Source organism: Streptomyces sp. NPDC001599 (assembly GCF_042893535.1).
GTDB lineage: Bacteria > Actinomycetota > Actinomycetes > Streptomycetales > Streptomycetaceae > Streptomyces.
This window is the reverse complement of sequence record NZ_JBIAVA010000004.1, coordinates 238,035-262,377: the sequence shown is the minus strand read 5'-3', so window position 1 is coordinate 262,377 and position 24,343 is coordinate 238,035. Positions and strand designations below refer to the sequence as shown.

Annotated in this window: 21 protein-coding genes; 7 read left to right on the top strand and 14 right to left on the bottom strand. The window is 69.7% G+C overall.

What is annotated here, in order from left to right; translation table 11 throughout:
- Positions 1–81: 81 nt before the first annotated feature.
- Entirely contained in the window at positions 82–987 is a 906-nt protein-coding gene (locus tag ACFYZ3_RS13865) for an alpha/beta fold hydrolase (protein ID WP_388516341.1), read from the bottom strand.
- Between the two features lie 109 nt (positions 988–1,096).
- Between ACFYZ3_RS13865 and ACFYZ3_RS13860 the strand changes: the two genes are divergently transcribed.
- The 3 genes from ACFYZ3_RS13860 to ACFYZ3_RS13850 all read left to right on the top strand — a co-directional run bounded on the left by ACFYZ3_RS13860 (position 1,097) and on the right by ACFYZ3_RS13850 (position 4,089).
- Positions 1,097–1,519 (top strand): winged helix-turn-helix transcriptional regulator, encoded by a 423-nt coding sequence (locus tag ACFYZ3_RS13860; protein ID WP_388516338.1) that lies wholly within the window; start codon positions 1,097–1,099, stop codon positions 1,517–1,519.
- Between the two features lie 237 nt (positions 1,520–1,756).
- Complete coding sequence (locus ACFYZ3_RS13855) at positions 1,757–2,866, top strand: hypothetical protein (protein WP_388516335.1); 1,110 nt, start codon at positions 1,757–1,759, stop codon at positions 2,864–2,866.
- A complete protein-coding gene (locus ACFYZ3_RS13850) occupies positions 2,851–4,089 on the top strand; it encodes a hypothetical protein (RefSeq protein ID WP_388516333.1) in 1,239 nt (412 codons plus the stop codon). Before ACFYZ3_RS13855 ends, ACFYZ3_RS13850 begins: the two co-directional genes overlap by 16 nt.
- A 23-nt stretch (positions 4,090–4,112) precedes the next feature.
- Here the strand turns inward: ACFYZ3_RS13850 and ACFYZ3_RS13845 are convergent, their stop codons facing one another.
- The 6 genes from ACFYZ3_RS13845 to ACFYZ3_RS13820 all read right to left on the bottom strand — a co-directional run bounded on the left by ACFYZ3_RS13845 (position 4,113) and on the right by ACFYZ3_RS13820 (position 9,721).
- Entirely contained in the window at positions 4,113–5,579 is a 1,467-nt protein-coding gene (locus ACFYZ3_RS13845) for an FAD-dependent monooxygenase (protein ID WP_388516330.1), read from the bottom strand.
- Positions 5,572–6,768 carry an MAB_1171c family putative transporter gene (locus ACFYZ3_RS13840; protein ID WP_388516327.1) on the bottom strand — a complete coding sequence of 399 codons (1,197 nt, stop codon included), beginning with the start codon at positions 6,766–6,768 and terminating at the stop codon, positions 5,572–5,574. Before ACFYZ3_RS13840 ends, ACFYZ3_RS13845 begins: the two co-directional genes overlap by 8 nt.
- Positions 6,765–7,376 (bottom strand): toxin, encoded by a 612-nt coding sequence (locus tag ACFYZ3_RS13835; protein ID WP_388516324.1) that lies wholly within the window; start codon positions 7,374–7,376, stop codon positions 6,765–6,767. Before ACFYZ3_RS13835 ends, ACFYZ3_RS13840 begins: the two co-directional genes overlap by 4 nt.
- On the bottom strand, positions 7,373–7,981 hold the full coding sequence (locus tag ACFYZ3_RS13830) for a hypothetical protein (protein ID WP_388516322.1): 609 nt from the start codon (positions 7,979–7,981) through the stop codon (positions 7,373–7,375). Before ACFYZ3_RS13830 ends, ACFYZ3_RS13835 begins: the two co-directional genes overlap by 4 nt.
- A 193-nt stretch (positions 7,982–8,174) precedes the next feature.
- A complete protein-coding gene (locus ACFYZ3_RS13825; protein WP_388516321.1) occupies positions 8,175–8,717 on the bottom strand; it encodes a hypothetical protein in 543 nt (180 codons plus the stop codon).
- Between the two features lie 173 nt (positions 8,718–8,890).
- Positions 8,891–9,721: an SDR family NAD(P)-dependent oxidoreductase gene (locus ACFYZ3_RS13820; RefSeq protein WP_388516319.1), complete on the bottom strand. Its 831-nt coding sequence runs from the start codon at positions 9,719–9,721 to the stop codon at positions 8,891–8,893.
- A gap of 198 nt (positions 9,722–9,919) precedes the next feature.
- Here ACFYZ3_RS13820 and ACFYZ3_RS13815 point away from each other — a divergent pair, with 198 nt between their 5' ends.
- The 3 genes from ACFYZ3_RS13815 (at position 9,920) to ACFYZ3_RS13805 (ending at position 13,778) form a co-directional block, all read left to right on the top strand.
- Positions 9,920–10,351: a MarR family winged helix-turn-helix transcriptional regulator gene (locus ACFYZ3_RS13815; RefSeq protein WP_388516317.1), complete on the top strand. Its 432-nt coding sequence runs from the start codon at positions 9,920–9,922 to the stop codon at positions 10,349–10,351.
- A gap of 236 nt (positions 10,352–10,587) precedes the next feature.
- Positions 10,588–11,880, top strand: a complete 1,293-nt coding sequence (locus ACFYZ3_RS13810; RefSeq protein ID WP_388516315.1) for a PQQ-binding-like beta-propeller repeat protein — start codon at positions 10,588–10,590, stop codon at positions 11,878–11,880.
- A gap of 272 nt (positions 11,881–12,152) precedes the next feature.
- Positions 12,153–13,778, top strand: coding sequence for a class I SAM-dependent DNA methyltransferase (locus ACFYZ3_RS13805; RefSeq protein WP_388516313.1), 1,626 nt, complete (start codon positions 12,153–12,155; stop codon positions 13,776–13,778).
- Positions 13,779–13,785: 7 nt separating this feature from the next.
- Here ACFYZ3_RS13805 and ACFYZ3_RS13800 read toward each other — a convergent pair whose 3' ends face one another.
- From ACFYZ3_RS13800 to ACFYZ3_RS13770, 7 genes are all read right to left on the bottom strand, one after another.
- A complete protein-coding gene (locus ACFYZ3_RS13800) occupies positions 13,786–15,921 on the bottom strand; it encodes a UvrD-helicase domain-containing protein (protein ID WP_388516311.1) in 2,136 nt (711 codons plus the stop codon).
- An 83-nt stretch (positions 15,922–16,004) separates the two neighbouring features.
- Entirely contained in the window at positions 16,005–17,264 is a 1,260-nt protein-coding gene (locus tag ACFYZ3_RS13795; protein WP_388516309.1) for an McrC family protein, read from the bottom strand.
- Positions 17,261–19,075 carry a DUF4357 domain-containing protein gene (locus ACFYZ3_RS13790; protein WP_388516307.1) on the bottom strand — a complete coding sequence of 605 codons (1,815 nt, stop codon included), beginning with the start codon at positions 19,073–19,075 and terminating at the stop codon, positions 17,261–17,263. Before ACFYZ3_RS13790 ends, ACFYZ3_RS13795 begins: the two co-directional genes overlap by 4 nt.
- Before the next feature lie 228 nt (positions 19,076–19,303).
- Positions 19,304–19,681, bottom strand: a complete 378-nt coding sequence (locus ACFYZ3_RS13785) for a hypothetical protein (RefSeq protein ID WP_388516305.1) — start codon at positions 19,679–19,681, stop codon at positions 19,304–19,306.
- Positions 19,678–22,095, bottom strand: a complete 2,418-nt coding sequence (locus ACFYZ3_RS13780) for an AAA family ATPase (protein ID WP_388516303.1) — start codon at positions 22,093–22,095, stop codon at positions 19,678–19,680. The genes ACFYZ3_RS13785 and ACFYZ3_RS13780 overlap by 4 nt, the downstream gene beginning before the upstream one ends.
- 277 nt (positions 22,096–22,372) lie before the next feature.
- Positions 22,373–22,615, bottom strand: coding sequence for a contact-dependent growth inhibition system immunity protein (locus ACFYZ3_RS13775; protein ID WP_388516301.1), 243 nt, complete (start codon positions 22,613–22,615; stop codon positions 22,373–22,375).
- Positions 22,616–22,660: 45 nt separating this feature from the next.
- Complete coding sequence (locus ACFYZ3_RS13770) at positions 22,661–23,116, bottom strand: ATP-binding protein (RefSeq protein ID WP_388516299.1); 456 nt, start codon at positions 23,114–23,116, stop codon at positions 22,661–22,663.
- Between the two features lie 571 nt (positions 23,117–23,687).
- Here ACFYZ3_RS13770 and ACFYZ3_RS13765 point away from each other — a divergent pair.
- Positions 23,688–24,248 carry a hypothetical protein gene (locus ACFYZ3_RS13765; protein WP_388516297.1) on the top strand — a complete coding sequence of 187 codons (561 nt, stop codon included), beginning with the start codon at positions 23,688–23,690 and terminating at the stop codon, positions 24,246–24,248.
- Positions 24,249–24,343: the final 95 nt, after the last annotated feature.

Genomic DNA, 24,343 nt, shown 5'->3' with positions numbered 1-24,343 from the left:
GAACTCATCGGTGCTCCCGACGGAGTACCACTGACGGAGTACGTCCGTCTCGGTCCCTGGCCCCCTCGGTCCTCTCGGTCCTCAACTCCCGGGCGGCAGGCTCCGAGGGCGTGGGGCGAGGAACGGTTCGAGCAGGCCGAGCAGCTCTTCGGGACGATGCAGCGCAATGATGTGCCCGCAGTCCTCGATCACGTGGCCGACCAGGCGGTCGGCGACCGGCCGCAGCTGCCGTTCGAGGGCCCGGCCCACCGGACGGGCACCGACGGCCATGGTGGGGACGGTCAACCGCCCGCCGGCGACGGCCTCGGCGATCTGCTCGCCGCTCGTGGGCAGCGACCGGTAGTACGAGAAGGCGCAGCGCAGGGCGTCGGTCCCGGTGTACGCCCGCACGAAGGCGTCCCGGACGGCGGGATCGACGCCCTCCCCGAGGGAACCGGCGTCCAGGAACCAGTCGACGTACTGGGCCTCGTGCCCGGTCAGCACCGTCTCCGCGAGACCGGGCACCGCATGGAAGCCGAACCACCAGGGCGCCCCCCGCGCGAGGAACTCCTCGGCCCCCGGCAGCGCGCCCAGCAGCGACTCCATGACGACGAGCCGTCTGACGAGGTCGGGCCGGCGCATGGCGAGGAGGAACGCGGGCGGGGTTCCGGCATCGATGCCGACGACGTCCGCCGATCGGACTCCGAGGGCCTCCAGCAGCGCTTCGGCATCGCACGCGAGTGTGCCGGCGTCGTATCCGTCCGCCGCACGCGTACTCGCCCCCGCGCCTCGCATGTCCGGTGCGATGACCCGGTGGTGTTCGGCGAGCGGGCCCATGACACGGGTCCACAGCTGCCAGGTGTGCGGGAATCCGTGCAGGAGCAGCACGGCCGGGCCCTCGCCCTGCACGGCAACGGAGAGTTCGACGCCGTTGAGCGCGAGGCGCCGGAGTTCGACGCCCGGAGGGCGGGGATCGGAGGAGCGGGACGAGGCGGCGGGCGTGAGCACAAGGATCCCTCGGGTCGGGCGAAGCGGTTACCAATAGTGACAACCAAACGATAGGAAACTAGGCTGGGCGATCCAAGACCGCACTTTCGCGACAGGTGGTGAGCCCCGGGTGACCTCCTCGACGTCACGCCCTCCGCACGTCTCTCGTGGAGACCTGTTCGACCCGCAGTGCCCCACCCGCCGCCTCCTCGACCGGATCGGCACCAAGTGGACGTCCATGGCCGTCAAGGTGCTGGCGGAGGCCTCCCCGGAGGAGGTGCGGTTCGCGGAGCTCCAGCGCAGGATGACCGGCATCTCGCAGAAGATGCTGTCGGTGACCCTTCAGGGCCTCACCCGAGACGGCCTGGTCGGCCGCCGAGTGGAGCCGACGGTCCCGCCGCGCGTCTACTACCGGCTCACCCCGCTCGGCCTGACCCTGGAAGAGCCGCTGGCCGCACTCCGTGAGTGGGCCGAGGCACACATGGCCGAGGTGGACCGCGCCCGTCGGCGAAGCGAGGAGGAGGACGCGGCCGACCGGGGCCCCCTCGTCTGACATCACCATTGCCATGGCCGTGTCGGGCGGGTAGTGCTGTGAGGAAGCGAGGTGCGTGGCGTCCGGACCCCGAGTGTGACCGGTGTGTCACCAGGGGTGACGCCGGTACGGCAGACTGCTGTACGTGACGGGTGAACCGGTACGTGACAAGGGATCAGGTGGGCTTCGAGCGGCCCGGTCGACGCGGGTGCCATGGGCCGCCGGGGACGGGACGCGACGTGTTGCAGGGGGACGAGCATGACGACGACCGCTTCACCGGACGGGACTCCGGAGCCGCGCCCCGACGACGGCGGCGCCCCCGCCGAGCCCCCGGGGCAGTACGCGGACGCGGACGGGGACACGCCCCCACCGCCCGCCGACCCCGCGCCGCCCGCACCGCAGCCGCCCGCCCACGGGGGAGACCGCCCCGACGAGAGCTTCGAGGCGCTCGTCTCCGACGTGCTCGGGGTGGACCCCGAGGCATCCCGGCGCAAGAAGGTCCGCTGGCTGTTCGTGAAGGCGGCCGTCGGTCTCCTGGGCGTCCTGGGCGCGGTGCTGGTGGCCTACCTCATGATCAAGCCGAGCACGATCAGGGAGAACGACACCAACACCGGTATCGACGCGGCCAAGACCCCGTTCACGGTGTCGGTGCGGCCGGAGGAGGGCGAGCCCCCCACGTGGGCGATGGTCCTCGACCGTGAGCTGACCGCCGACGAGGCGCGGAAACTGACGACCGGCGACCCCGGTACCGCCTTCTCCTACCTGAGGGAGCTGGGCGGCCGTCCGCTCGTGTACGCGTCCGTGATGGAACACGCCCCCGAGCGGTACGAGCGGCACACCAGGGACGGCGGCCTGGAACTCACCGACGCGTTCAAGATGACCGTGCTGAGCACGCGGTCCTCCGCCGTGGTCATCGACGGCTGGAAGACCACCGGCATCGCGTGTCACAAGAGCACCACGCAGACCGTCGTCGCCATACCGCCCCAGGGCGGAGCCACCTATCAGGGCATCCGGCTCCATCTTCCGCCGCGCGCCGACGAGCCCGTGCTCACCGACGACGCCGAGGGGCAGGGCGAGTCCTACTTCGGCACCCACTACATCGAGGTCGGAGGCGGCCAGCCCGCGGGCGGTCTCAGGGTGGAGGCGATCGCGCCACGGGGACAGGCGTGCGAGTGGGGCATCAAGGTCCACTACAACGACTCCTACCAGAAGGGCGAGTGGCTCCAGCTGAAGGACGCCAAGGGCAAGCCGCTGCGCATCCTTACGGAGTCCGTCCCGGCGGACCTCCGGCAGAAGTGGGTCTTCGGTTCCGTCGCCTGGACGCCGTGCCACGAGAATCCCGAGGGGCCGCTGTGCGATCTGGTCTGACCGTCAAGGCCGTTGCCGTCCTCGCCCTGTCCGTCCTGCCCGTCCTGTGTGTCCAGGGGTGCAGCGCTGAGCCGGCCGAGGAGAAGCCGGCCTCGAAACCCTCGGCGTCCGCGGCGCCCTTCCTGGGCAACCGGGACTACGTCCTCCCCGACAGTCCTTTCACCCGCGACGACACGGTCGTCACGGCCACGTGCGGCATGGGCGCGCGCTACGCCGCGGTCACCGTACGGGCCTGGGACGCCGAGACGTGGCAGCCGCGCGCGGAACGGACGTTCCCCATCCCCAGCGACGCCGCGTTCACGAACTACGCCGGGGCGAAGGCGGTCAACAGCCCCCTCGTGGACCTCTGCGGCATGAATCCGGACAACCCGTCCCCCTACAAGGTGGCCACCCTGGAGTACATGGCTCCCCGGGTCCGCGCACTCTTCGACCTGGCCTTCACGCGCATGGCCGTGGTCCTGCGCGATCCCGGCAACAAGGCCGATTCCCACGTCGGTTACGTGGTGAGCGGCGCCGGCCTCGACGACGTCGTGCGGTTGGGCGGGGCGCCAGGTGCCGACGAACAGAACGCGGTGATGTCGCCGGACGGGCGCGGCGTGTGGTTCACGTACACGGCAGAGGGCGGCGGGCAGAGGATCGGCTCCCGGCCCACCGAGGGCTCCCACCACCTGTCCGACGAGGGCCCGGCCGCCGGACACGGCCTGCCCCTGACAGTCCTGGGCAGGCCCCCACGGGCCGTCCAGGCGGACACGGTCCACCTCGCACCGGGCGGCCGGCGGCTCACCGCCAAGGCGCCGAAGGTCTTCGGGAACGTCTTCGACACCTGGAACTCCTCAGGACCGCTCACCTCGCGCTCGGCGCACCGGGCCACCCTGCTCAGCGGGTGTGAGGGCCTCGTCGGCTGGACCGGCGACGACCGGGTGCTGTGCCGCACCTCGACCGGTACCTTCCGGATCATGGACGCCCGTACCGGCCGGGCCTCGGGCGCCCCGATCGGCGTGGTCGGCCCGCAGGACGGGAGGGTCGCGGAGGGGATGCTGGTGTCGCCGGACGGGAAGCGGTTCCTCGTCGCCGTCCACGAGCCCAACGCCCGGCGGAGCGACGACGACTACTCGTACCGGAAGCCCGACTTCAGGGTGGTGCCGACCACAGGGGGAGAGGCGACGACCGACGTGGTCAACGACCTCCTGGACACCTACACGGTGTTCCTGAGCTGGTCGTAGGGGCGGGTGCCGGAACACCCGCACTACGGCATGGCGGCCTTCCGCTCCGCATCGGTGAGCGGCGGCCCTTGCAGGTGTGGCCTCCTGGGGCCGATGAGCATGGGGATGAGCATGTCGGGCGAGAACAGCCGGGTCGCGGGTCGCTCCAGGCTCATGACATCCAGCAGGGCAGCCATGGCGCGCGGATTGCGTGCGCCGGTCTCCACGGCCTTGTCGACGAAGCGCGCGAGGAGACGTTCGACGCCGTTCGGCCGGGTGTCGGTGGCTCCCGGATACAGCGCGTCCTGGCCGACGGCCAAGTCCCAGGCGGCGGCCACCGGTCGGCCGGCGGCGCGCTGAATGCGCCGTGCGAGGCCCGGCTGTCCCAGCCCCGTCGCGCCGAGCGTGTCGCGGACGGCGAGGGCGCACTGGGCTGCGACGGTCAGGCCATGGCCGTAGACGGGGTTGTAGCCGGCGATGGCGTCGCCGAGGACGAGGAAGCCGTCCGGCCAGTGTGTGACCCGCTCGTAGTAGCGACGGCGGTTGGCCGTGGCACGGGTGGTGACGATGTCCCCGAGTGGTTCGAGGCCCTTCACGAGTTCGCCGATGACGGGATCGTCGAGGTCGAGTGCGAAGTCGACGAAGGCGTCGGGATCGTCGGTGGGTTCACCGCCGCGGGTGCCGGCCAGCGTGACGATCCAGCGGTTCCCCTCGATGGGCAGGACGATGCCTCCCCGCCCGGGTGCCTTGGCCGGGTTGGCCTGCACGTTCACGAGGGGGAAGTCGATGCTACGGGCCGCCTCGGGGGCGCGGTAGAGACGGGTGGCGTAGGCGACGCCGGCGTTGACCTCGCGCTCCGTGATACTCGGCGCACCCAGCTCGGTGAGCCATTGCGGCGCGCGGGACCCTCGGCCCGAGGCGTCGACGACCAGGTCTGCGCGCAGGGTGCGTTCCCCGGCGCCTGCTCCGGCTCCGGCGTCTGCGCCTGTGCCTGTGCCTGTGCCTGCGTCTGCGTCTGCGTCGGTGGCTGTGCGTATGCGGACGCCGGTGACCGCCGTGGCGTCGCCTTCGAGACGGAGCGCGGTGGTCTCCTGGCGGAGTGTGATGCGTTCGTCGGCCAGGACGCGGTTTCGCAGGACGGAGTCGAGGAGGTCGCGGGAGCAGACCAGGTTGCGGTGATGGGTGGAGGTGAAACGGCGGAACCACACTTCGTTCGGGGCCCGGGAGACCATGTCGGCCATGATGTGCACCAAGCGGCCCCCGTGGGCGACGATTTCACCGGTGAGACCGGGGAGGAGGTCGTCGAACGCCTTGACTCCTCCGCTCCACACCAGGTGTGCGTGGCGGGCCTGGGGAACGCCCCTGCGCGGTTCGGGCCCGTCGGGGAGGCGGTCGCGTTCGACGACGGTGACGTCGGCGAAGTCCGCGAGGGCCGCCGCGGCGAGCAGACCGGTGGCACTGGCGCCGATGACCACTGCGGTGGGCCGGCGGGAGACGGATCCTTCAGCCATGGTGATGCGCGCTTTCTGTGCTGGTCATGCGTCGGCGGACGTCTTGGAGGATGCGGGGCCGGTGCAGGGCGGACGCGATGCCTTCGATGTGGCCGCCGACGACCGCGCCTTGCTGCGGCCCCTGGGGTTGGGCGACGGGAGGCCCGCCCTGCTGGTAGGTGCTGATGGCGGAACTGATCGTGACGGCTCCGGCGACACCGTCCGCGTCGGCGTCCGGGACGCCGTACCCGGCCCGTGCGGCTTCGCGGGCCTGCTGGTAGAGGGCCGGGTCGACATAGGGGCCGAGCATGCGCAGCGCGTCGTGGATGCGCTGCCGGCGTTGCAGCAGCCGCAGGTCGAGCGGGGTCCACGGTCCGAAGCGCGCTTCGGCTGCCGCGGGGGTGAGGCTGCTCAGCGCGTGCCACAGCGGGGCGAGCCGACGGTACTCGCGCCGGTCCCGGATCCACTTCTGCAGGAAGGGCCCGGCCTGGGGGACGATGAAGCCGAGCGCGACCAGGGCGGCTTCCAGCAGCGCGAACGGGGGCGCGGCCTGGGTGCTCAGTACGTCCCAGTCGTGTCCCGACCAGCGGGCGCCGATCGCAGCCGTCTTCGCGACGTCGAAGACGAGCCCCGACGCGAAGCCCAGTTGCAGGAACACCACTCCTGCCTTCAGCCAGCGGTTGGCCACTTCGGGGAACCACTTCCACAGCATGGAGACCGCCACGAGGGACGACACCGTGTGCGCCGCGATGTACAGGAGGATGTGCTCGCGCATCCAGGGGGTGCCGGCGTAGTAGGTGTCCAGGTCGTAGACGCGTGCCGTGGGGACGTCGGCCAGGATGAACGTCAGCCACAGGACGGCGACGACCCCCGCGTAGATCCAGTAGATGCGGCGGATTCTGCGCCGCCGTCTCACCGATGGTGCCTCCCGCCAACGCATGATCATGGTCAGGCCGGTGGCGCAGAAGGCGGTCAGGAAGGAGTAGGCCCAGGGAGAGGCGATGTTCGGCACACCCGTGAGGACGTTGAGCCGTTCTATGTTGACCGGGGTGATCACGACCAGGACGGCGGTGGCCCAGATCAGCAGCAGGGTGGTCGCCCTGACGTCCGGGTCGCGCGAGGCCCGCAGGAACGTGGGGAGCTTCAGCACGAGGGCCAGCGCCAGCAGAGCGGTGGGCAGGACGTAGGGAATGTGGAAGGACGGGCTCATGGCAGCAGGTGCCCGCCGCGGTTGCTCAGGGACAGGTTGATGCGTCCTTCCACGGTGTCCGCGCTGACCGGGCCCTGCGCGTAGCGGCCCTTCATCCAGGTGCGGACCTCCCGGCCGAAGAGCAGACCGAACGTCTCGGCATCCGCCTCGCGGTCCTCACGGGACTCGGCACGGGCCGCGACGGCAAGGAGCGCGTCCGGGGGTACCTCGTGCGCTGCGAGGATCTGTTCGACGGCCCGCTCGATCACGTCCCCGGCCTGCTCGGTGGGCAGCGCGCGGGCGGCGGTCGGCATCCCCGCCACGTGGTGTCCGCAGTCGCCCTGCTCCTCGTGCCACAGCTCGTGGCCCAGAATGACCAACTGAGCCTCGGGAACCGTGTGTTCCTCCACCACGATGATGGAGTGGTCCCCGCAGTCCAGGCGCATGCCGGAGACAGGAATGTCTGGTGGAAACCCCCGGAACACGAGGCGGATCGGCCGACCGGTGCGTGCGCTCATGGCCTCGCAGAAGGTTTCCATGACCTCTTGCGGCTCGGCCGGCCGCTGAATGGCCCCTGCCGAGTGCCGGCCCAGGACGGAGAGCAAGGACTTCATCGCCTTGGCGCTCACTGCTCGCGACCTCCGTCCGGGGGTACGACGGACCGCAGGACCCCTTCGAGAAGGCGTTCCAACTGCTCGCGGGTCAGGGAACCGTGCGCGCGCAGGTCGGCGGACCTCACGCCGTACCGGTCCATCAGGGCGAGCACGGGATCGCTCTCGGGGTGTTCCAGTCCGTGCAGGACGGGGAGCAGGACCCGGTTGAGCGCGTCGGCGGCCGACGCGGTGAAGAACGCCTCTCCCTCCTCGACCCCGAAGTACTCGACGAGCCCGTGGAGAAGCTCGACGCTGGGCACCTTCTTGCCGTCGCAGACCTGCCGGGCCCAGTACCCGGAGACACCGAGCCGCTCGGAGATGTCCGAGGCCAGGTCGGACATGCGTTTGCCGGTAGCGGCCATCTCGGCTTCGGCGAGCGCGGCGATCCGCGTCCGGACCCGGTCGTTGACGGAGTCGTCCGGTGGCACACCGCCCTGGAGCAGACTGCGGACGGTGGACACCGGCAGTGCCGCCCGGACGGCGAGCTCCGCCGCGTCCAGCAGCTCCGAACGGACTTCCTTCTCCTGGACGACCCTGTCGAGACGCCGCAGGGTCTCGGAGAGGGGAGAGGGTGACAACACCGTTGCACTCCCGGTTCGGGGGCTGACGCCTCGTGTGGCTGACGGGACCCTATGTGATGAACACACCGAGAGGCAACGGTCGTTGAGTCCGGATCATCGATGCTTGCCCGGACCGAGCGCGCGGCGGCGTCTCCGTCGCCTGGAACCACGCGTCTCGCTCCGTGGTCGTATCGACGAAGACCTGGGACCCGGCCTAAAGGGGCTGCACGCTGATGGACCACGGCCCGTCCGAGCGGGCGTAGATGAGGCACGGTCCGGTCAACGGCGCCTCACCCCGCCAAGGTCCGACATGGTTGGCCAGCTCGTCCAGGAAACCGTTTCCACCCTGTTCGAAGGTGTCGACGAGGAAGTATCCGCCGTCTTCGGCCCCCGGGTCGCCTTCGTGGCAGAGCGAAGCGATCCCCGGGCCGCCTTCGTAGCGCAGCACGTTCGAGGCGGGGAACCGTGCGGCTCCGTCCAGGACCGATGCGCTCGACACCGGGGTGGCTTCGATCACCCACGGCCCGTCCGCCTGGACTCTGAGTGCCCGTACAGTCCTGTCGTCGGCGTTGACCAGAGCCCGGCAGGCGAAAGGCCCGTCCGTATAGACGAGTTGGCTTTGGGAATGCAGACCGGCGTCCAGGGCGTCCACGACGAAGTGCCCCCGTCCCTGATGGATGATGTCCAGGACGACCGGCTCCGCAAGCGCCGTCACCCGTGCGACCTGGTCATCGTCGCCACCGATCCGCTGCAGCACCGGGCCACCTGGGCTGAGCGGCGGAGGTGCCTGTCCGGGCACGCTCTCACTTTTGACGACACCGGAGAGTGGCACCACACCTGCGGGCCGCTCCCCCCGATCCCGCTGGAACCACTTCATGGCCCGCCCCCCTGTTCGCACCGCTCCCTTGCGCAGTATGCCACCCGGGATCGTCACTGCCCCGGCGCGGCGGCGGGGTCGCGATCGCTGACGTCATGGAGTCCCAGCCGGCGGTTGAGGGCGCCCGTGAGGCGCGTGACCGTGGTGCGGGGAAGCACCCGCGACACCCAGACCCCGGTGCGCTGGGACGCGCGCCCGGGGAAGGAGACGGCCCGGCCCCGGGCGAAGTCGTCGAGCGTCCTGGCGGCCACGTCGGTGGGAGCATCCGTGAACCTGGGGTTCATGGACGCGGTCGTCCGGTCGAAGAACCCCGTGGCGGTGGCTCCCGGGTGGGCCGCCATCACGCGTACGCCGGTGCCGCGGACCTCCTCGGCGACCGCCTCGGTGAACGAGAGCACGAACGCCTTGGTGGCGGCGTAGCTCGCCTGGTACGGCATGGGCTGGAAGGCGGCGGTGGAGGCGATGTTGACGATGCCGCCCCGGCCGCGTTCGACCATGCGGGCACCCAGGAGGTGGACCAGTCCGACCAGGGCGGTCACGTTCACGTCGACGGACTGGATGGTGGGCGCGAGGGGCCGGCCGAGGAAAGGCCCCACGGCCCCCATCCCGGCGTTGTTGACCAGGAGATCCACGTCCAGACCGAGTCCGTCGACGGCATCGAGGATCCGCTCCGGCGACCGCCGGTCGGACAGGTCGGCGGCGATCACGTCGACGCGGACGGAATGCGCGGCCCGGATCTCGTCGGCGAGGGCGTGCAGCGCGTCGGCCGAGCGGGCGACGAGGACCAAGTTCGCGCCCCGGGACGCGAGTTCGCGTGCGTAGGCCTCGCCCAGCCCTTTGGAAGCGCCGGTGACCAGGGCGGTGGTGTTCGTGTACTTGTGCATGGGTGAGTGCTTTCTGTGCGGCTGGAGGAGGTGCGGCTGGAAGAAATGCGACTGGAGGAGGTGCGACTGGAGGAGGTGCGGCTGGAAGAAGGCATGGTGCGGGAGTGGTCCGCAGGCAGATGCTTCGAGCCTCGAACCAATCTCGTGACCCCCAACATACACTTCGAGTCTCGAAGTAAATAGGCGTACGATGGACCCATGACGCGAAGCACCCTCGAGGCGGCGGTGGCGGCGAACCACGAGCTCTTCATGCGGACCGGCGACCGGATCGAGGCCGTCCTGCTGGAGCACGGCCTGACCCCCGCGACCGCTCAGGCCCTCTGGGCCATCGACCCGGACCAGGCGCCGCCCTCGATGAAGACACTGGCCGGCCGCCTGTACTGCAACGCGCCCAACCTCAGCTTCGTCATGAACCAGCTCACCGACCGCGGCCTGGTCGAACGCTCCGCCGACCCCGCCGACCGTCGCTCACGCGTCGTGGCCCTGACGGACGACGGGCGCCGCGTGCGGGCGGCGGTCATCGAGGCGACGCTGGCGCTGACACCCTTCGCACGGCTGGGGGACGAGGAACTGCGCCAGCTGGTGGATCTCCTGGGAAAGGCCCTCGACCCGGCTGCGGAGGGAGCCTGAGGTCAGGCGGGGCGGCCGCCCGCGGCACCGTCGTGAGGTGCGTGAAGTGGTCGAAGTGATCGGCGACGAGTTGTCTCGATTGGTTCACGGTGCTGTCGCGGTTGGGATCTGACGGTGGGAGCGGCACGGGAGCCCGGTTAACGTTCCTGGCCGCAGGGGCGTACGTCCGTATGTCCGGTACGGCGTGGGCCTCCCTGTTCGGGTTCCTGCACTGACGCATCACGGGGGTACGGCTCATGGCCAGGCGAGACAGCACGTCGGACGACAGAACACCGGGGGCGTTCGGTCCTCTTTCCCGGCGGCGCGTACTGCGGTTGGCCGGCGGCGGCCTCGCGCTGGCGGCGCTGACCGCCGGTACGGCCGGCTGTGACGAGGACGCCGTGGACGTCGAGGACCCGGGAAGCCCCGGCGGCGACGAGCCGAACGGCGGCGGCAAGGGCTCCAGCGACGGGGACGGTGACGGCGACGGCGCGGGCGCCGGCGAGAAGGGCCAGGCTCCCGAACCGCTGTGGACGAAGCCGACCTCGGCCGAGACCTACGGTGACAACGACGAACTGGTGACCGCGGGCGGCGTCGTGATCGCCAGCGGCAGTCCGCTGGCCGCCCTCGACGCCGCGACCGGCGGGCAGAAGTGGTCCCTGCCGGGCGGTGCGGTCCCCGGCGCACCCCTGCTGCTCGGCCAAGACACCCTGTACCTGGCCGGCAGCGACTACGACGGCTCCGTCATCGGATACGCCCCGGCCTCCGGCAAGGAGACCTGGCGCAGCCGGCTGGGCAAGGAGTACCGGCAGCCGCGACCGATCGCGGTGGACGAGGAGCAGGTGTACGTCATCGCCGAGATCCTCGAGGACGACGGCTCGTCCAGGACCAACGTCATCGCCGCCCTCAACAGCACCACGGGCAGGATCGCCTGGAAGGAACAGCGCGACGCCGGCACCGAGCAGAACGGCATCCACGCCGCCGTCCGGGGCCGCCACCTCGTCTACACCGACTTCAAGAAGAACCTCACCGTGCGCGACACCGCGAGCGGAGGGCAGGTGTGGACGCACAAGACGACCAGGACGAACTACGGCTTCTTCACCGTCCACCAGGACCTGGTCATCGTCCCCCAGGGGAACGTGCTCCAGGCATTCAACGTGGCCGACGGCAAGGAGAAGTGGTCCCTGGAAGCGTCGGACGGGGCTCTCTTCCGGGAACCGGCGGTACTGGAGGACGTCCTCTACGCCGCCGACAGCGCCAGGGCGATGCGGGCCGTAGACCCGCGCACCGGCAAGCAGCTCTGGAAGTCCGAGGCCCTCGCGGACGCGGGCCTCCAGGTGCCGCGGCAGTACGTCAAGGCGGGCGACACCCTCTACGGCGCCACGGACCTGGACAAGCAGGGCGGCATCATCGCCATGGACGCGAGGACCGGCGCGGTGCGCTGGACGTTCAACGACAAGACGGACGACTACCACGCCTGGCTGGTGGCAACCGACGGCAAACGAGTCTTCGCCCTGCACGGCAAGAAGCTGCACGCGCTGCCGGCGTGACGCAAGTCGGGCGGGAACCGGTGACGGACACTGGACCCCGCCCGCAACGGGCCGCCGTGCGCTGCGGGATGCGTCGACTCGATGCCCGAGTCTTGAAGTGAAGGGGCTGGCGTCCCCATGTCCCGCTACCTGTGCAGTCCGGTACGTGTTTTACGAGCGATCGCCCCAATGGTGCCGTTAGCGTAGTCAACGAAAGGGTTCATTGAACCGACGATAGGCGGTGTGTACGGTAACGGACTATGGTAGACACTCCCGCGGCCCCGGACGCCCCCATGGTCACCGGCTCCGAGATCGCTCGGCTCGCAGGCGTCACCCGTGCCGCGGTCTCCAATTGGAGACGCCGGTATGACGACTTCCCCGCGCCCGCCGGTGGAAGTGCGAACAGCCCGCTCTTCGCTCTGGCCGATGTGCAGACATGGCTGAGCAAGCAGCGGAAGGGCCAGGACGTGTCCGAGGAGGTACAGCTCTGGCAGGCATTGCGGGCGACTTACGGTGAGGACATGATCCGAGGGCTCGCGGCGGTTGCGCAGGTTCTCTCCGAAGAAAAGACCCCGGAATCCTCCGAACTGCCGGCAGACGCCGTTCGTCTGGCAGCTGCCCTTGCCGAGACAGGGCCGCCGAGCGAAGTGGTGGAGGCTTTGGCTGAGCGCTTCACGGACTCCGTGCGCAGAGCCGGCTCCGACCAGGTCACCTCGCCGCGCATCGTTAGGGCACTGCGCCACTTCGCGGGCGATGTGGCGTCCGACGCCACCGTTTTCGATCCCGCATGCGGAATCGGTTCTCTGCTGCTCGCCGTCGGTCCGGACCGCGGACCGCGACGGCGAGGCCAGGAGAGCGAGCCGCACAGTGCTCGGTTCGCCCAGTTGCGGGCGGATCTCGCGAGCCGTATCGACGTGGAGGTAGTCGCCGGAGACTCCTTGCGTGATGACAGATGGCCGAGCCTCAAAGCGGACCTCGTCGTCTGCGACCCTCCAGTCGGTGACGCCGACTGGGGGCGGGAGGACCTCCTCCTCGACTCCCGGTGGGAGCTCGGAACACCCTCGCGAGCCGAAGGCGAGCTCGCCTGGCTCCAGCACGCGTACGCGCACACCGCCGCGGGCGGTCAGGTCATCATGGTCATGCCTGCTTCGGTCGCCTACCGCAAGGCCGGCCGGCGCATCCGTGCCGAGCTGGTGCGCCGCGGCGTCCTCACCCAGGTCGTCTCCCTGCCGGCGGGCAGCGCGGCCTCGCACGCCCTCCCCGTGCACCTGTGGCACCTGCGCCGTCCTGAGACCGTGAGCGACGCCGCGACGAGCGTGCGCATGATCGACCTGACCGCCAACGATCCGGACGGCGAGCTGGAGCCGGTACCCGAGCAGATCGCCGAAGTTCCGCTCATCGACCTCCTCGACGATACGGTCGACCTCACGCCCGGTCGCCACGTGGAGGGATCGCACCGGGACTACGCGGCCGAGTACGTGGCGGTCCGGCAGGAGTTGGGCGAACAGGTGCTGATGCTGGCCGAGTCACTACCGGAGCTGGTCTCCGGCGAAGGTTCCGGCGCCCTGGACGGTTCCTCGGTGAGCGTGTCCGACCTCGCACGCGCGGGTCTGGTCGAGTACGGAGACCTGGAACCCGTGTCGACCAGCGATCAGCTCGACACGGACTTCCTCCAGGGTTTCCTGCGCAGCGCGTCCAACACCCGGCGTTCCACGAGCGCCAGCGGTACCTTCCGGCTGGACGGCAAGGGAGCCCGCATCCCACAGATGGACATCGCCGAGCAGCGCCGTTACGGAGACGCCTTCCGCAGGCTGCAAGCGTTCCAGGAACTGGCGCGCCGAGTCGCCGAACTGAGCAGACAGGCATCCGAGCTGGCCCGCGACGGCATCGGGAACGGTGCGTTGCGACCGCCTGAGTGACGGCCCGTCACAGGTTGTCCGGGATGAACGGGCTGCCCGCCCCGCTCCACGTGACGGCCAGAGCCTCGCGTGCCCGGGTGCAGGCAACGAACAGAAGGCAGCGTTCCCGCATCAGGTCGGAGTCGTGCTGCAAGGAGTCGACCGAGACCGGTGTCACTTCGCGCGCGAACGGCACCGCACCCGCCGTCACACCCAGGACTGCGACACAACGGAACTCCAGCCCCTTCATGGCGTGCATGGTCGCGAGACGTACGCCGTCAACACCGGATCCCTGGCCGTCCTTGACCCGGACCACAGGTACCCCGGCCGCGGTCAACCGGTCGTACGCCTTGTCCAGCAGCACGTTGAACCGGGTGCACACGCCGATCTCGGACGGAGCGATGCCCTGATTGATCCAGCCCCGGACCCGCTCCACCAGCGCCGCGACCTCCGCCTGCTCCGAGCCGTGCCCCGCCACCTGCGGCCGTCGGCCGTGCAGCAGCGAACGGTACCCGGCCAGGGTGTCACTGCCCTCACCTCCCAGGTCGTCGACGGACACCGTTGCCAGGATGCCGGTCGACCAGGCAAGGATTTCCTCCGTGCTGCGGTAGTTGATGCGCAGCCGGTGGGTGCGCCCCGCCACGGAGATGCCGAGTGAACCGAGCGAGACCCGGGAGTCGTAGATGCGCTGGTGCGGATCGCCGGTGAGGAACAGGTCGTCGCTGCCCGCCGCCACCGCGCCGCGCAGCACCCGCCACTGGGCCGGGTGCAGGTCCTGCGCCTCGTCGACCACGACGTGGTCGTGCGTGGGCGCGGAAGCGGCCAAGAGCTCCGCTGCCCTGGCGCACACCTTCAGATGTGTCGTCGCCCTCTGGTCGCGCAGCATCGACTCGAACAGCTCGACCGCGGGCCACAGCTGCTCCCTCCGGGCCGGTCCCAACGCGCTGCCGCGTCCCCGTCGTGAAACCGAGCGATAGGCGTCCAGTGTGCGCACGTCCTGGGCCAGCACCACGTGCCGGTACTCCTGCGCGAGGAACTGCTCGGTCCACGGCAGCGCCAGCTTCTTGACGACCCGTTGCCACAACTGCCGCTCCTCCCGGTCACCGACGGGGGAGAGCACGCCGCCGTCGATACGGGCCACCACACCGCGCGCGTACGCGTTGACCGTGGTCACCTCCACCCGGTTGAGCAGCGACTCCTCACCGTCCAGCAGCAGGCCGAGGCTCTCGCGCAACGAGGCGGCCAGCGCGTTGGTGTACGTGGTGAGGAGAATCCGGGTGTCGGGCGATCTGGTCAGGAGATGCTTGACCCGGTGCAGCGCAGCCACCGTCTTGCCCGTCCCCGGCCCGCCGGTCACCTGCACCGGGCCCCCGTACGACACCCGGTAGGCGACCCGGCGCTGCGAAGGATGCAGGAACACCCGCCAGGCGGCGAAGGGCTTCTCGAGGATCTCGGCGAGCTCCTCCGGCCCGCTGACGAGGGTGATCCGGCTCGCCGTGTTGGCGATGGCCGCGGCGAGCGTCTCGTCGGGATCGGGGCCGGCGTGCACGGGGCGGCGTACAGCGACCACGTCCCGGTAGACCTCCTCGGGAGGGAATCCCTCGGCGAGGTACTGCAGCACCTCGAACTGGTCCTCCGGCAGCAACGTCCCGAAGGCCTCCAGCTGCGCCTTGTCGATGACGGTGCGCACGGCCCGCAGCACCTGGTCGTCGACACCCAGTTCGCGCAGCACCGTGTCCGAGTACGCGGCGAACAGCAGCGAGGGAGCGGTGGCGGCCGCCTTCTCGAGCTGCGGCGTCAGCTGCTCGATCGCCCGTACGTTGCGCACCTCGAGGGCCCGGGTGGCGGAGTTGGTCGTGTACAGCCGCTTGGCGGCCCAGGTATAGGCGTCGTCGTGCCGGACCACGTTGACCAGGAGGAACACATCACTGCCGTCGTCCGGGGCCAGCACGACCCCTCGCCAGAAATCGTTGATGCGGATGGTCCGCATACGACGGTCCGCTGCCTTCTCCACCGATTCGAGATGCAGCCCCTTGTCCTGCTGCAGCTCCGGTACGGTCAGCTGTTGGAACTTCTGCATCGCCTTGCGCACGCCGTTCCTGACCGGCTTCTCGAGAGCGTCGTAGCTCTCCCAGAAACTGTTGGCGAACGCAAGCTGTGGCACGGTGCCGACTCCCCACCCCGGACTGACCCTGAGCAGTCGATCATACGGGTGGCCTGCCGCCGCTCCACGGGGGTGCGGCAGCGTCAGGCGCTGTACATCCGCCGTGCCACCCGGGCGATGTCGGCCAACAGACCGGCAGGGTCCTGGTCCAGGTCGAGAGCGTGCTGGTGGATCAGGATGCCGGCGTGCCGCACTTGATGGGACACGTGCGGGGCGTTGCCCTTCGCGTAGACCAGGTGTCCTTCACGCAGGCCCAGAGCGGTGCAGTAGGCGAGCATCTGATACAAGTCGGCGTCCGGATAACCGCCCCGTTTCTCAGCCTTGTACTTGGCGTCCGCGACCGCGCACGGGATGCCGTCAGCGCCGTACAGCACGAAGTCCGGCCGCATACGGATCGCCGATGCCTCGTCCAGGTGATGCCAGTCCTGTAGCCGGGACGTGCGGCCCCCGCCACGCACCGCCTCACGCAGCGCGACCGTCACGAAGTCCTCGAAAAGCTGGTTCATGTCGAAGAGGAACCCGTCGATGCGGAGACCGCCGGGCGAGTGCTCGGCCGATGCTCCGCGCAGACAGACCTCGGCGAGGCGCAGCGCGTGGTGGTAGCGGGCGTTGAGACGGGTCGGTTGCCATCCTGGCAGCTTCTGCCCCCGAACGACCGGCGTCACATCGGCGAGCCGGGCCCGCTGATGCAGCAGCCTGCGTCGCACGTCACCCGGAATACCGGGCAGCCGCAGCAGCCGCTCGACGGCCGTGCGGAGCACGCGGTTCTCCGCGATGTCGGTGGTGAACTCGTCGTAGGCGACCTCCACCGGCAGCGTCGCCCCGAACCGTCGCCGGATCTGCTCGGCCTCCCTGATCCGTCCGCGGACGACCAGGGAACTCTCCTCCGCGGACCGGTATCCCTGCAACAGCCCCTGACGCAGCGCGCGGTCGATCTGCCGCTCGACGGCATGGGCGAGGGCGGGCATCAGCCCCTCGTGCTCGCTCACACCCACCTCCCCGTCGCGCCAGCCGCCAGCGGGATCGAGGCTGTAACCAAGGAGGAAGAAGAGCCGGGCGATGGGGACTTTGGGAGCCACCCGCACAGTGAACGGCTCCCGCGCACCCGGCACTGAGACAGCCACCGCCCCGACCTTGGAGCCGGCCCGCAGCGACCAGCGACCGGACACGTACGGGTCGGGCGCCGCCTCGACGACATCTCCCGCCGCCAGCGCCCGCCCCACTCCGTCCGGCAGCGCCAGTGCGTTGACCGCCGCGTACTCGGCGAGGTCGACACCGGACAGGAGGCCTGCCGCTGCCACCCCCTCCGCCGTGCCGTCTCCGGCGGACGTGGACGTCGTCATCTCAGCGTCTCTCGCAGAGCGGCAACCCCGTACCGGGCCTCGACGTCCATACCCTCCCCGTAGTGGTGTTCCTCCAGCAGCGGCAGGATCCTCGTCCGCCAGGTCCGCTCGAGTCCGCCCTCCCGGAAGACACCCTTCTTCATCAGGTAGGAGGGCCCGACGCGGAAGTCGGCTTCATCGATACGGGAGTTGAGCGCGTCGAGCAGATCAGCCGGTTCACGATCTCTGCCCTCCCGCTCCAGCCAGCGCCGCAGCAGCCCCTTCGTCGGCTCGGTGCGCGGCGACAACTCCACGAACGCGAACCGCCGCCGCATGGCGGAGTCGACGAGGGCGATCGACCGGTCCGCGGTGTTCATGGTGCCGATGACGAACAGGTTGGGCGGCAGCGCGAAGTCGTCACCGGAGTAGGTGAGACGCACCGACTTGTTCCGGTACTCCAGCAGGAAGTACAGCTCACCGAAGACCTTCGCAAGGTTGGCGCGGTTGATCTCGTCGATGACCAGGAAGTGCGGGACGTGCCGGTTGCCCTCCCGGGACGCGAGGTCCGCGAGCTCCCGCAGGGGGCCCGCGGTGAGCCGGAAGTCGACCTTGCGGGTCTCCACGTCCTCCTTCGGCCGAAACCCCTCGAAGAAGTCCTCGTAGGCGTACGAAGGATGGAACTGCACCAGCTTGACCTGCTCGGGACCACCGCCCAGAAACTCGGCGAGCTTCAGTGCCAGGTACGTCTTGCCGGTGCCCGGAGGGCCGTAGAACACCAGTTGGCGCTCATCGGCGAGCAGGTCACGAACCTCGCGCAGCCACGCCGTGTCGTGCACGAGCAGCTCGGCGGCCAGATCGTCCGTGGGCTCGGGCAACTCCGGATCGCGGCGGGCGACGATGGCCGGCACCTCCGTGGTCGGGTCGCGATCCGCCGCCTCTGCCTCCTCGGCCAGCTCCGCGTCGCTCCGCCCCAGCCCGTCGATGAGGGGAAGCACGGCGGTGAGGTCGACGACGTCGTGCTGCACGGACAGCTTCTGCTGCAAGGCCTCCGGCAACTGGTCGTACGGCACGCCGTCGCGCAGCCACGTGGCCCTGCGGCGCAGGCTGGTGAGCCCGCCCTCGGAGTCGACCCGTTCCGCACCGCCGTCGACGAGACCGACGTGGAGCAGTCCGCCCGAGATGGTGCAGACGGTGTCGCCGGGGCGTATCTGCGTGAGGAAGTAGTGCAGCTCGTCGACCATCGCCTGCTTCTGGCTGTAGGAGGTCGTGGCGTCGTACCCCTCCTGCACGTATCGGCGCAGTGCGCTCTTGGTGGGATCGCTCTCGTCGATCAACGGCAGGTGCGTCGCCGGAAGAGTGACCAGCCCGTCGGACAGCCACAGGCGCTTCACCAGGTCGCGTCCCGCCACGTTGGACCCACGCACCAGCCAGGCCTTGCGCGGCGGACGCCAGGAGTGCCCGAGGTAGTCGACGAGCGGGTAGTCCTCCTCCGTGCGCCACTCGGTCAGGGCGTCCGAGCCGCGCCCCGCCACGATCGACGCGGCGGCGGACGGCGAGTTGCACTCGATGTCCCGTGAGGTCTCCAGGTAGCCCGGCCAGCGCTCCGACTCCCGGATGGCACCCTTCTCGACCAGCGCCTCCCGCTGGGCCGTCGCGTAGGACCCGGTGCCCGGCAGCGCCTCCCGCCGCACCGGTGAACCGGCCAGCACCAGGAACTGCGGACTGCCGTTCATCCCCTTCGAGGAGAGCACCCGTCCTCGCGCGTACGGTCCGCCGTTGGGCAGCCGGAGCCGGAACTCCGGGTGCCGTGCCTGTTCCCCATTGGCCGTCATCGTTCCCCCCACAGAGATTTCAGATGCAACACTATGCGGGACCGGAGCCTCGCAGCCTGATGGGCGTCCGGTCTCGTGCGCCATCGCCCTGCTGACTCAGCTGACTCCAGGAGGGAGCGCGACGCTCGATCTGCGGCGCGAGGTCGGCTGGTTCGTCGCCGGGTCGTTGCTGGCGGATCGGCAACTCCACGAGCCGATCCGAAACACGAGACGCACAGCGAGGGGTGCTCACGCGTCCTCGGAGGCGAGTGCAACGAGGAGACCGGTGACTTCGAGCAATCGGGCCCGGATCTCCGCCGGGGCCGGCGCCAGCTCATAGCTGCGGTAGTGGCAGGCTGCGCTCAGCGACGTCCAAGTGGTGCGGCACCTGCGGGCGGTGTCGTGGCCCGCGTACCACTCCAGGCAGAGCATGCGATGCTTGCCGATCCGCGTCATCGACGGAGTGACTCGCAGCCAGTACGCGTCCAGGGCCATGTCCAGTGCCATGCGCAGCAGCACCGCCGCGGCACGGGCGCGCAGGCCCGGAGCCAGTGTGTGGACGGTTCCTGGCTCGGGCAGCAGGAACTTGCCGGCGGCGGTCACGAGGGTTTCGGGAGAGGTGCTCATCGAGCACCTCCGATCTGCCGGGCCCCGGCACCCCTGCGGATCGCCGTCGCGAGCGCCGTGGTGCGACGCACGAGGTCCGTGCGGTCGTCGACACGCGGAAGAGGCGAGTGCGCCCCGGCGTTGAAGTCCTCCACCAACGCCCAGCCTCCCACGCAGACCCCCTCGACCGCCTCACGAGCATGCTGCCGCTCGTCGCCGAGCAGGGCCAGTGCCACGTATGACTTCGTGCGGTCCAGAGAGGCGACACGCTCCTCGATCGCCCGCAGGCTCAACCCCCGCTCGTCACGCAGCGTGCGCCGGGCGGCCTCCAGGCAGGCGGCTTCCACCGCCACCCGGCACATGGCGGGCAGGACGTGTTCCGCGACATCCTGGGGGATTCCACGGTCCTGCGAGACGGCACGCGCCTCCGCCAGCGCCTGCTCGACCGGATCGGTGAGTGGCTCCACGCCCACCACCGAGTCGGTTTGCCGGGTGACGCGCAGAACGGTCGCCTTGATGCCCAGGTGGACGATGGCTTGCTGGAGCCGGGTGTCGTGGGTGAAGACGACGACCTGGCGGTTCCTGGCGCACGCGTCCAGCACTCGTGCCAGTCCCTCGACCTTCTCGGGGTCCATCGACTGCACCGGGTCGTCGATGACGAGGAAACCGAAGGGGCTGGCTTCATGGGTGGCGCGGGGAAGGAACAGCGAGAGCGCCAGAGAGTGAAGCTCTCCCTGGCTCATCACGCTGTAGGCGGGGGCTTGCATGTCGTCCACGGAGACGCCGAGTTCGACCTTGCCACGCCCGGGAGTACCCGTGAGCGTCACGGATCCGAGCACGACGCTACTGTGCTCGCACAGCTTCTGCCACACCTCCTGAGAGCGCTGCGCGAACGGACGCAGGCGCTCGTCGCGCAGTTCGTCGATGATGGGCCGCAACCAGGTCCGCGCCTTGCGGGCATGCCTGCGCCGGTCGCGCGCCGTCTCGGCCGCCTCCGCCGCACCGAGCCACTCGGCGAGCCGTACGGCCGCCGGCCGCCAGACCCCGTCGTGCTCCGCGAGCCGCAGCGCGGCCTCCTCCCGCACCTGCCGACAGGCTTCGTCCAGTGCAGCCGCGGCATGCTCGACACGGTCAGCGAGTTCCCTGGGGTGTGTGACGTCCCGGCAACGGGCCCACTCCTGCCACACCGACGCCAGCGGCGACGTTTCCCCGCGCAGCCATACGGGGAGCGGCTGTACGAGATCATGTACGGCCCGGACCGCTACTGTGGCGGCCTTGCGGGCGGCCTCGGCCGCCACGGCCTCCGTCCGCAGTCGCTCCACCTCGGCCCGTGCCTGCTCGGCCCAGGCCCGGTCGAGCCGCTCTTCCGCGCCGCAGACCGGGCAGTCCGTACTCTGCGAGCGACGCCGGTGCTCCAAGGCCGACTCGAGCAGGCCGGCCAGGCGGCGCGCCTCCTCGGCGTTGCCGTGGCGCACCTCCTCGGCGGCCGCGGCGGCGTCGCGAAGCCGGGTCACCGTGCCGTGGACCTCTCGCAGATCCGGTCCTGCGAGACTCGCGTACTGCCGCAGCCGGGCCAACTCGCCCTCCGCGGCCGGGGTTCGGCTCTCCAGCAGCGCGCGCACCCGGCCGAGGTCCGGCTTGGCCCCCGACAGCGCCTGCGACGCCTCACGCGCCCTGGGGTCGTCGAGCGAGGCCAGCTCCTCGAGAAGCCCGCCAGTGAGCGAGTCCGCGTGCCTGATGACCTTCTCGCACTCGCTCGCGGCAGCCATGACCCGGCCGTCGAACTCGGCGAGCAGCTCGAGGCCGAGGAGCTTGAAGAAGGCGTCGTGCAGGTTGCCGAGCGTGCCGTTGATCATCGAACCGAGCTCGCTGTACGGCAGGAACGGCCGGGCGAGGTCCAGCGCATCCGCGTCCAGGACCTCCCCCAGCTTCCGCTCGGAGCCGTCCGCACCCCGGACCTCGGTACGTGCGTCGTCGACCTTGGTGCCGTGCCAGGTGCGCCGCACGGTGACGACGTCGGACCGCTCGCCGACGACCAACTCCACGCCGACCTCCGGTGTCACATCGGGACTGTGCAGGTTGCGCCAGCCCCTCTGCCAGTCACCGGCCCGGCGGCCCTCCCACCGGGAGTTGTGACCCGTGATCGCGGTCTCGGCGGCTTCGGCGAAGCTCGATTTTCCGGAGCCGTTGGGGCCGGCGACGACGACAAGGCCCGGCCCCGGCGGCAGTTCGAGCATTGTCCGCGGACCGATACCTCGCCAGCCTGCTGCGGTGATGGACCGGAGATGCACAGGCCCGGTCCGTCCGCCGGTGTCCTTGGCCCGGTCCTCAGGGAGCAGCTCGCTGAGCAGTGCCTGCACTTCCGGGGTGAGTCCGGAGTGACTCAGACGATCGAGGAGGAGGGTCCGCAGGGACGTGGGGGACTGGTCGAGCATGGTCGATTTCCCTTGTTCGGTGCGAGGAGAGAGCAAGCTGTGACTGATGCACTGTTCGCACCGTAAGCATGGCGGTAGCTTGTTAGCGGCGTCAACAAGTTCTGACCTATTGGTGATTCGACGTTGTGTACGCTCACCAAACTGGTGTACGAGCGAGGGGGAGTGACCTGGTACTGCCACGCTGCGTGGCGCGAAGGTCGATGAACAGCGCCGCCGCGCTCATGCCCCCGGGCAGCGGGAGACGATGCTGTGCACGTCCCTCAGCCATCGCTGCTGGTCAGTTCCTGCTGGGGGGCGACACTTCCAGGCCCAGGATCGAGACGGCCTGCTTCAGTTCTCCCTCGGTGCCGGCCAGAGCCAGCAGGCTGGTGATGTCCCTGTCGAGTTGCTTCCGGTCGCCCTGGGAGGCTCCTGCCAGGTAGTCGTCGACGGCTTCGCTGTGGGAGGCGTACTCGTCGAAGAAGTCCTGATGGAAATAGCTGCCGAGGAACTGGTAGGTGGTAACTGAGTGCTGGGCCACGGAGATTCAGCTGCTGGCTTGATCGCGAGTTGGCGGGGACGTACCTCAGTCGGCGTGACCAGCCGCTCGGAAGTCGCACTCGGCCCAGACGGTCTTGCCGCTCGGTGGATACGGATCGGTGCCCCACCGGTCGGCGAGGGCGGCGACGATGAGCAACCCTCGCCCCGACTCGTCGTCCGGCGGCCTGATGAAATTCGCCACGGGAGAGGGCAGCCGGTCCCCGCGGGCGTCAGTGACCGCGACGCGCAGGACGCCGGTGGCCGAGTCGTTGGCGAGGGTGAGGCGGAAGTCGCGGCCCCGGACCCGGCCGTGCAGCGCCGCATTGGCGGCCAGCTCCGCGACGATCTGCTCCGCGCGGTCGGCGACTCCGGGTGACACCTTCCAGCTCCGCAGCTGCTCGTAGGTGAGCAGACGGGCAAGACGGGCACCGCGCCGGGTGGACGAGAACTGCAGCGTGAACGTCCGCGTGGCGGCGGGGAGCCGGGGGATGCTTGTGCTCATGGGACCACGGTGGCGGGCGCGGAGGGCGTCTGCGAGGGGTGACCCGCGTACGCACGGTTGTCGTACGGTCGCCCTTTGCGCGTTGTACGCGGACACAGCACCCCTGCGAGCGCGGACTGGCGACCGCGCTGCGTACTCGACGGCGGCGGATGTTCCGGGCGCTGACACCACGGGCCCCGTGGGCAGCGTGCCGGTAGCCGTGACGTACTCGAGCTGCACGTAGAAGGTGTCACCGTCGTTCTTCGTGTCGTAGACCCAGAGCTTCTCGCCGTACGGGTGCCACTCGATCTTGCCCAGCCAGGCTCCCGTGTCGGGGTCGTACACATTGATTTTGACGGCCTTCCCGCCGGGGTCATGACGGAAGTAGGTGCCGTCGTAAGGGGCGCCGACGGAACACGGGCAGTTGTCCGTGTCGACGTACTTCTCGCAGGTTCTCAGCTCGCCGGCTGTCCGCGTGCCGGGGGCTTGGTGCCAGGCACATGGTCCAGGAAGGGAGTGGCGGAGGGATCCTGAAAAGTTGCAGGGTAGGTCGCTTGTCCTGTGACCGCTACCGAAAGAGAGTTGACACTCCATGTCCGTCGACCAGGAATCCTGGGAAGCCGCGGTACGTCACCTGTACGAGGACGCGTACCCGTACGACGCCACGGGCCCGCGCCGCCACGAGGACTGGGTCCTTGACGTACTCACGCTGATGGCGCGCGTACCGGACCCACGAGGCTGGTCCGGTCTCGACGACGCGGCCCAGATGCCGGAGCGCGAGACCTCCCCTACCTACCCCTTCGCCGTCCACTCCCGCGACTACGTGGCAGCGCGGCTGCAGGAGATCGACCGGAGCAGTGCCGAGAACCTGCTGCTGGCCCTCACCGATGACTGCTGCACCTTGTCCAATCTGAAACGCTTCACGGAGAGCGAGGACGAACTGAGGGACATGACGCGCACGATCCTCGCGCGTTACGGGGACGGGGCCCGTTATCACACCAACGTCAACATGCCCGGCCATGTGCGTGGCACGCTCGACTTCACGTCGTCGAGTTGTGCGTACAGCCCGCTCAGCGTCCACACGGAGGACTGCGGCCTGATCGTCGTCTCGGACACCGAGGTCGGCATGTTCTGGAACTTCTCCGACTGCTGAGCGTATCCCCACCGGTGACCGGCCTTCGCGGACCGATGGATGGGCAGTCCGAAATGCTCCGCCTCAGCGTGATCGAGACTTGAGGAACCGTTATG

Excerpts from the sequence above, each read along its gene's own strand:
- ACFYZ3_RS13855 (WP_388516335.1), top strand. The coding sequence starts at position 1,757 with ATGACGACGACCGCTTCACCGGACGGGACTCCGGAGCCGCGCCCCGAC.
- ACFYZ3_RS13845 (WP_388516330.1), bottom strand. The coding sequence starts at position 5,579 with ATGGCTGAAGGATCCGTCTCCCGCCGGCCCACCGCAGTGGTCATCGGC.
- ACFYZ3_RS13840 (WP_388516327.1), bottom strand. The coding sequence starts at position 6,768 with ATGAGCCCGTCCTTCCACATTCCCTACGTCCTGCCCACCGCTCTGCTG.
- ACFYZ3_RS13820 (WP_388516319.1), bottom strand. The coding sequence starts at position 9,721 with ATGCACAAGTACACGAACACCACCGCCCTGGTCACCGGCGCTTCCAAA.
- ACFYZ3_RS13815 (WP_388516317.1), top strand. The coding sequence starts at position 9,920 with ATGACGCGAAGCACCCTCGAGGCGGCGGTGGCGGCGAACCACGAGCTC.
- ACFYZ3_RS13810 (WP_388516315.1), top strand. The coding sequence starts at position 10,588 with ATGGCCAGGCGAGACAGCACGTCGGACGACAGAACACCGGGGGCGTTC.
- ACFYZ3_RS13805 (WP_388516313.1), top strand. The coding sequence starts at position 12,153 with ATGGTCACCGGCTCCGAGATCGCTCGGCTCGCAGGCGTCACCCGTGCC.
- ACFYZ3_RS13795 (WP_388516309.1), bottom strand. The coding sequence starts at position 17,264 with ATGACGACGTCCACGTCCGCCGGAGACGGCACGGCGGAGGGGGTGGCA.
- ACFYZ3_RS13790 (WP_388516307.1), bottom strand. The coding sequence starts at position 19,075 with ATGACGGCCAATGGGGAACAGGCACGGCACCCGGAGTTCCGGCTCCGG.
- ACFYZ3_RS13785 (WP_388516305.1), bottom strand. The coding sequence starts at position 19,681 with ATGAGCACCTCTCCCGAAACCCTCGTGACCGCCGCCGGCAAGTTCCTG.
- ACFYZ3_RS13780 (WP_388516303.1), bottom strand. The coding sequence starts at position 22,095 with ATGCTCGACCAGTCCCCCACGTCCCTGCGGACCCTCCTCCTCGATCGT.
- ACFYZ3_RS13770 (WP_388516299.1), bottom strand. The coding sequence starts at position 23,116 with ATGAGCACAAGCATCCCCCGGCTCCCCGCCGCCACGCGGACGTTCACG.
- ACFYZ3_RS13765 (WP_388516297.1), top strand. The coding sequence starts at position 23,688 with ATGTCCGTCGACCAGGAATCCTGGGAAGCCGCGGTACGTCACCTGTAC.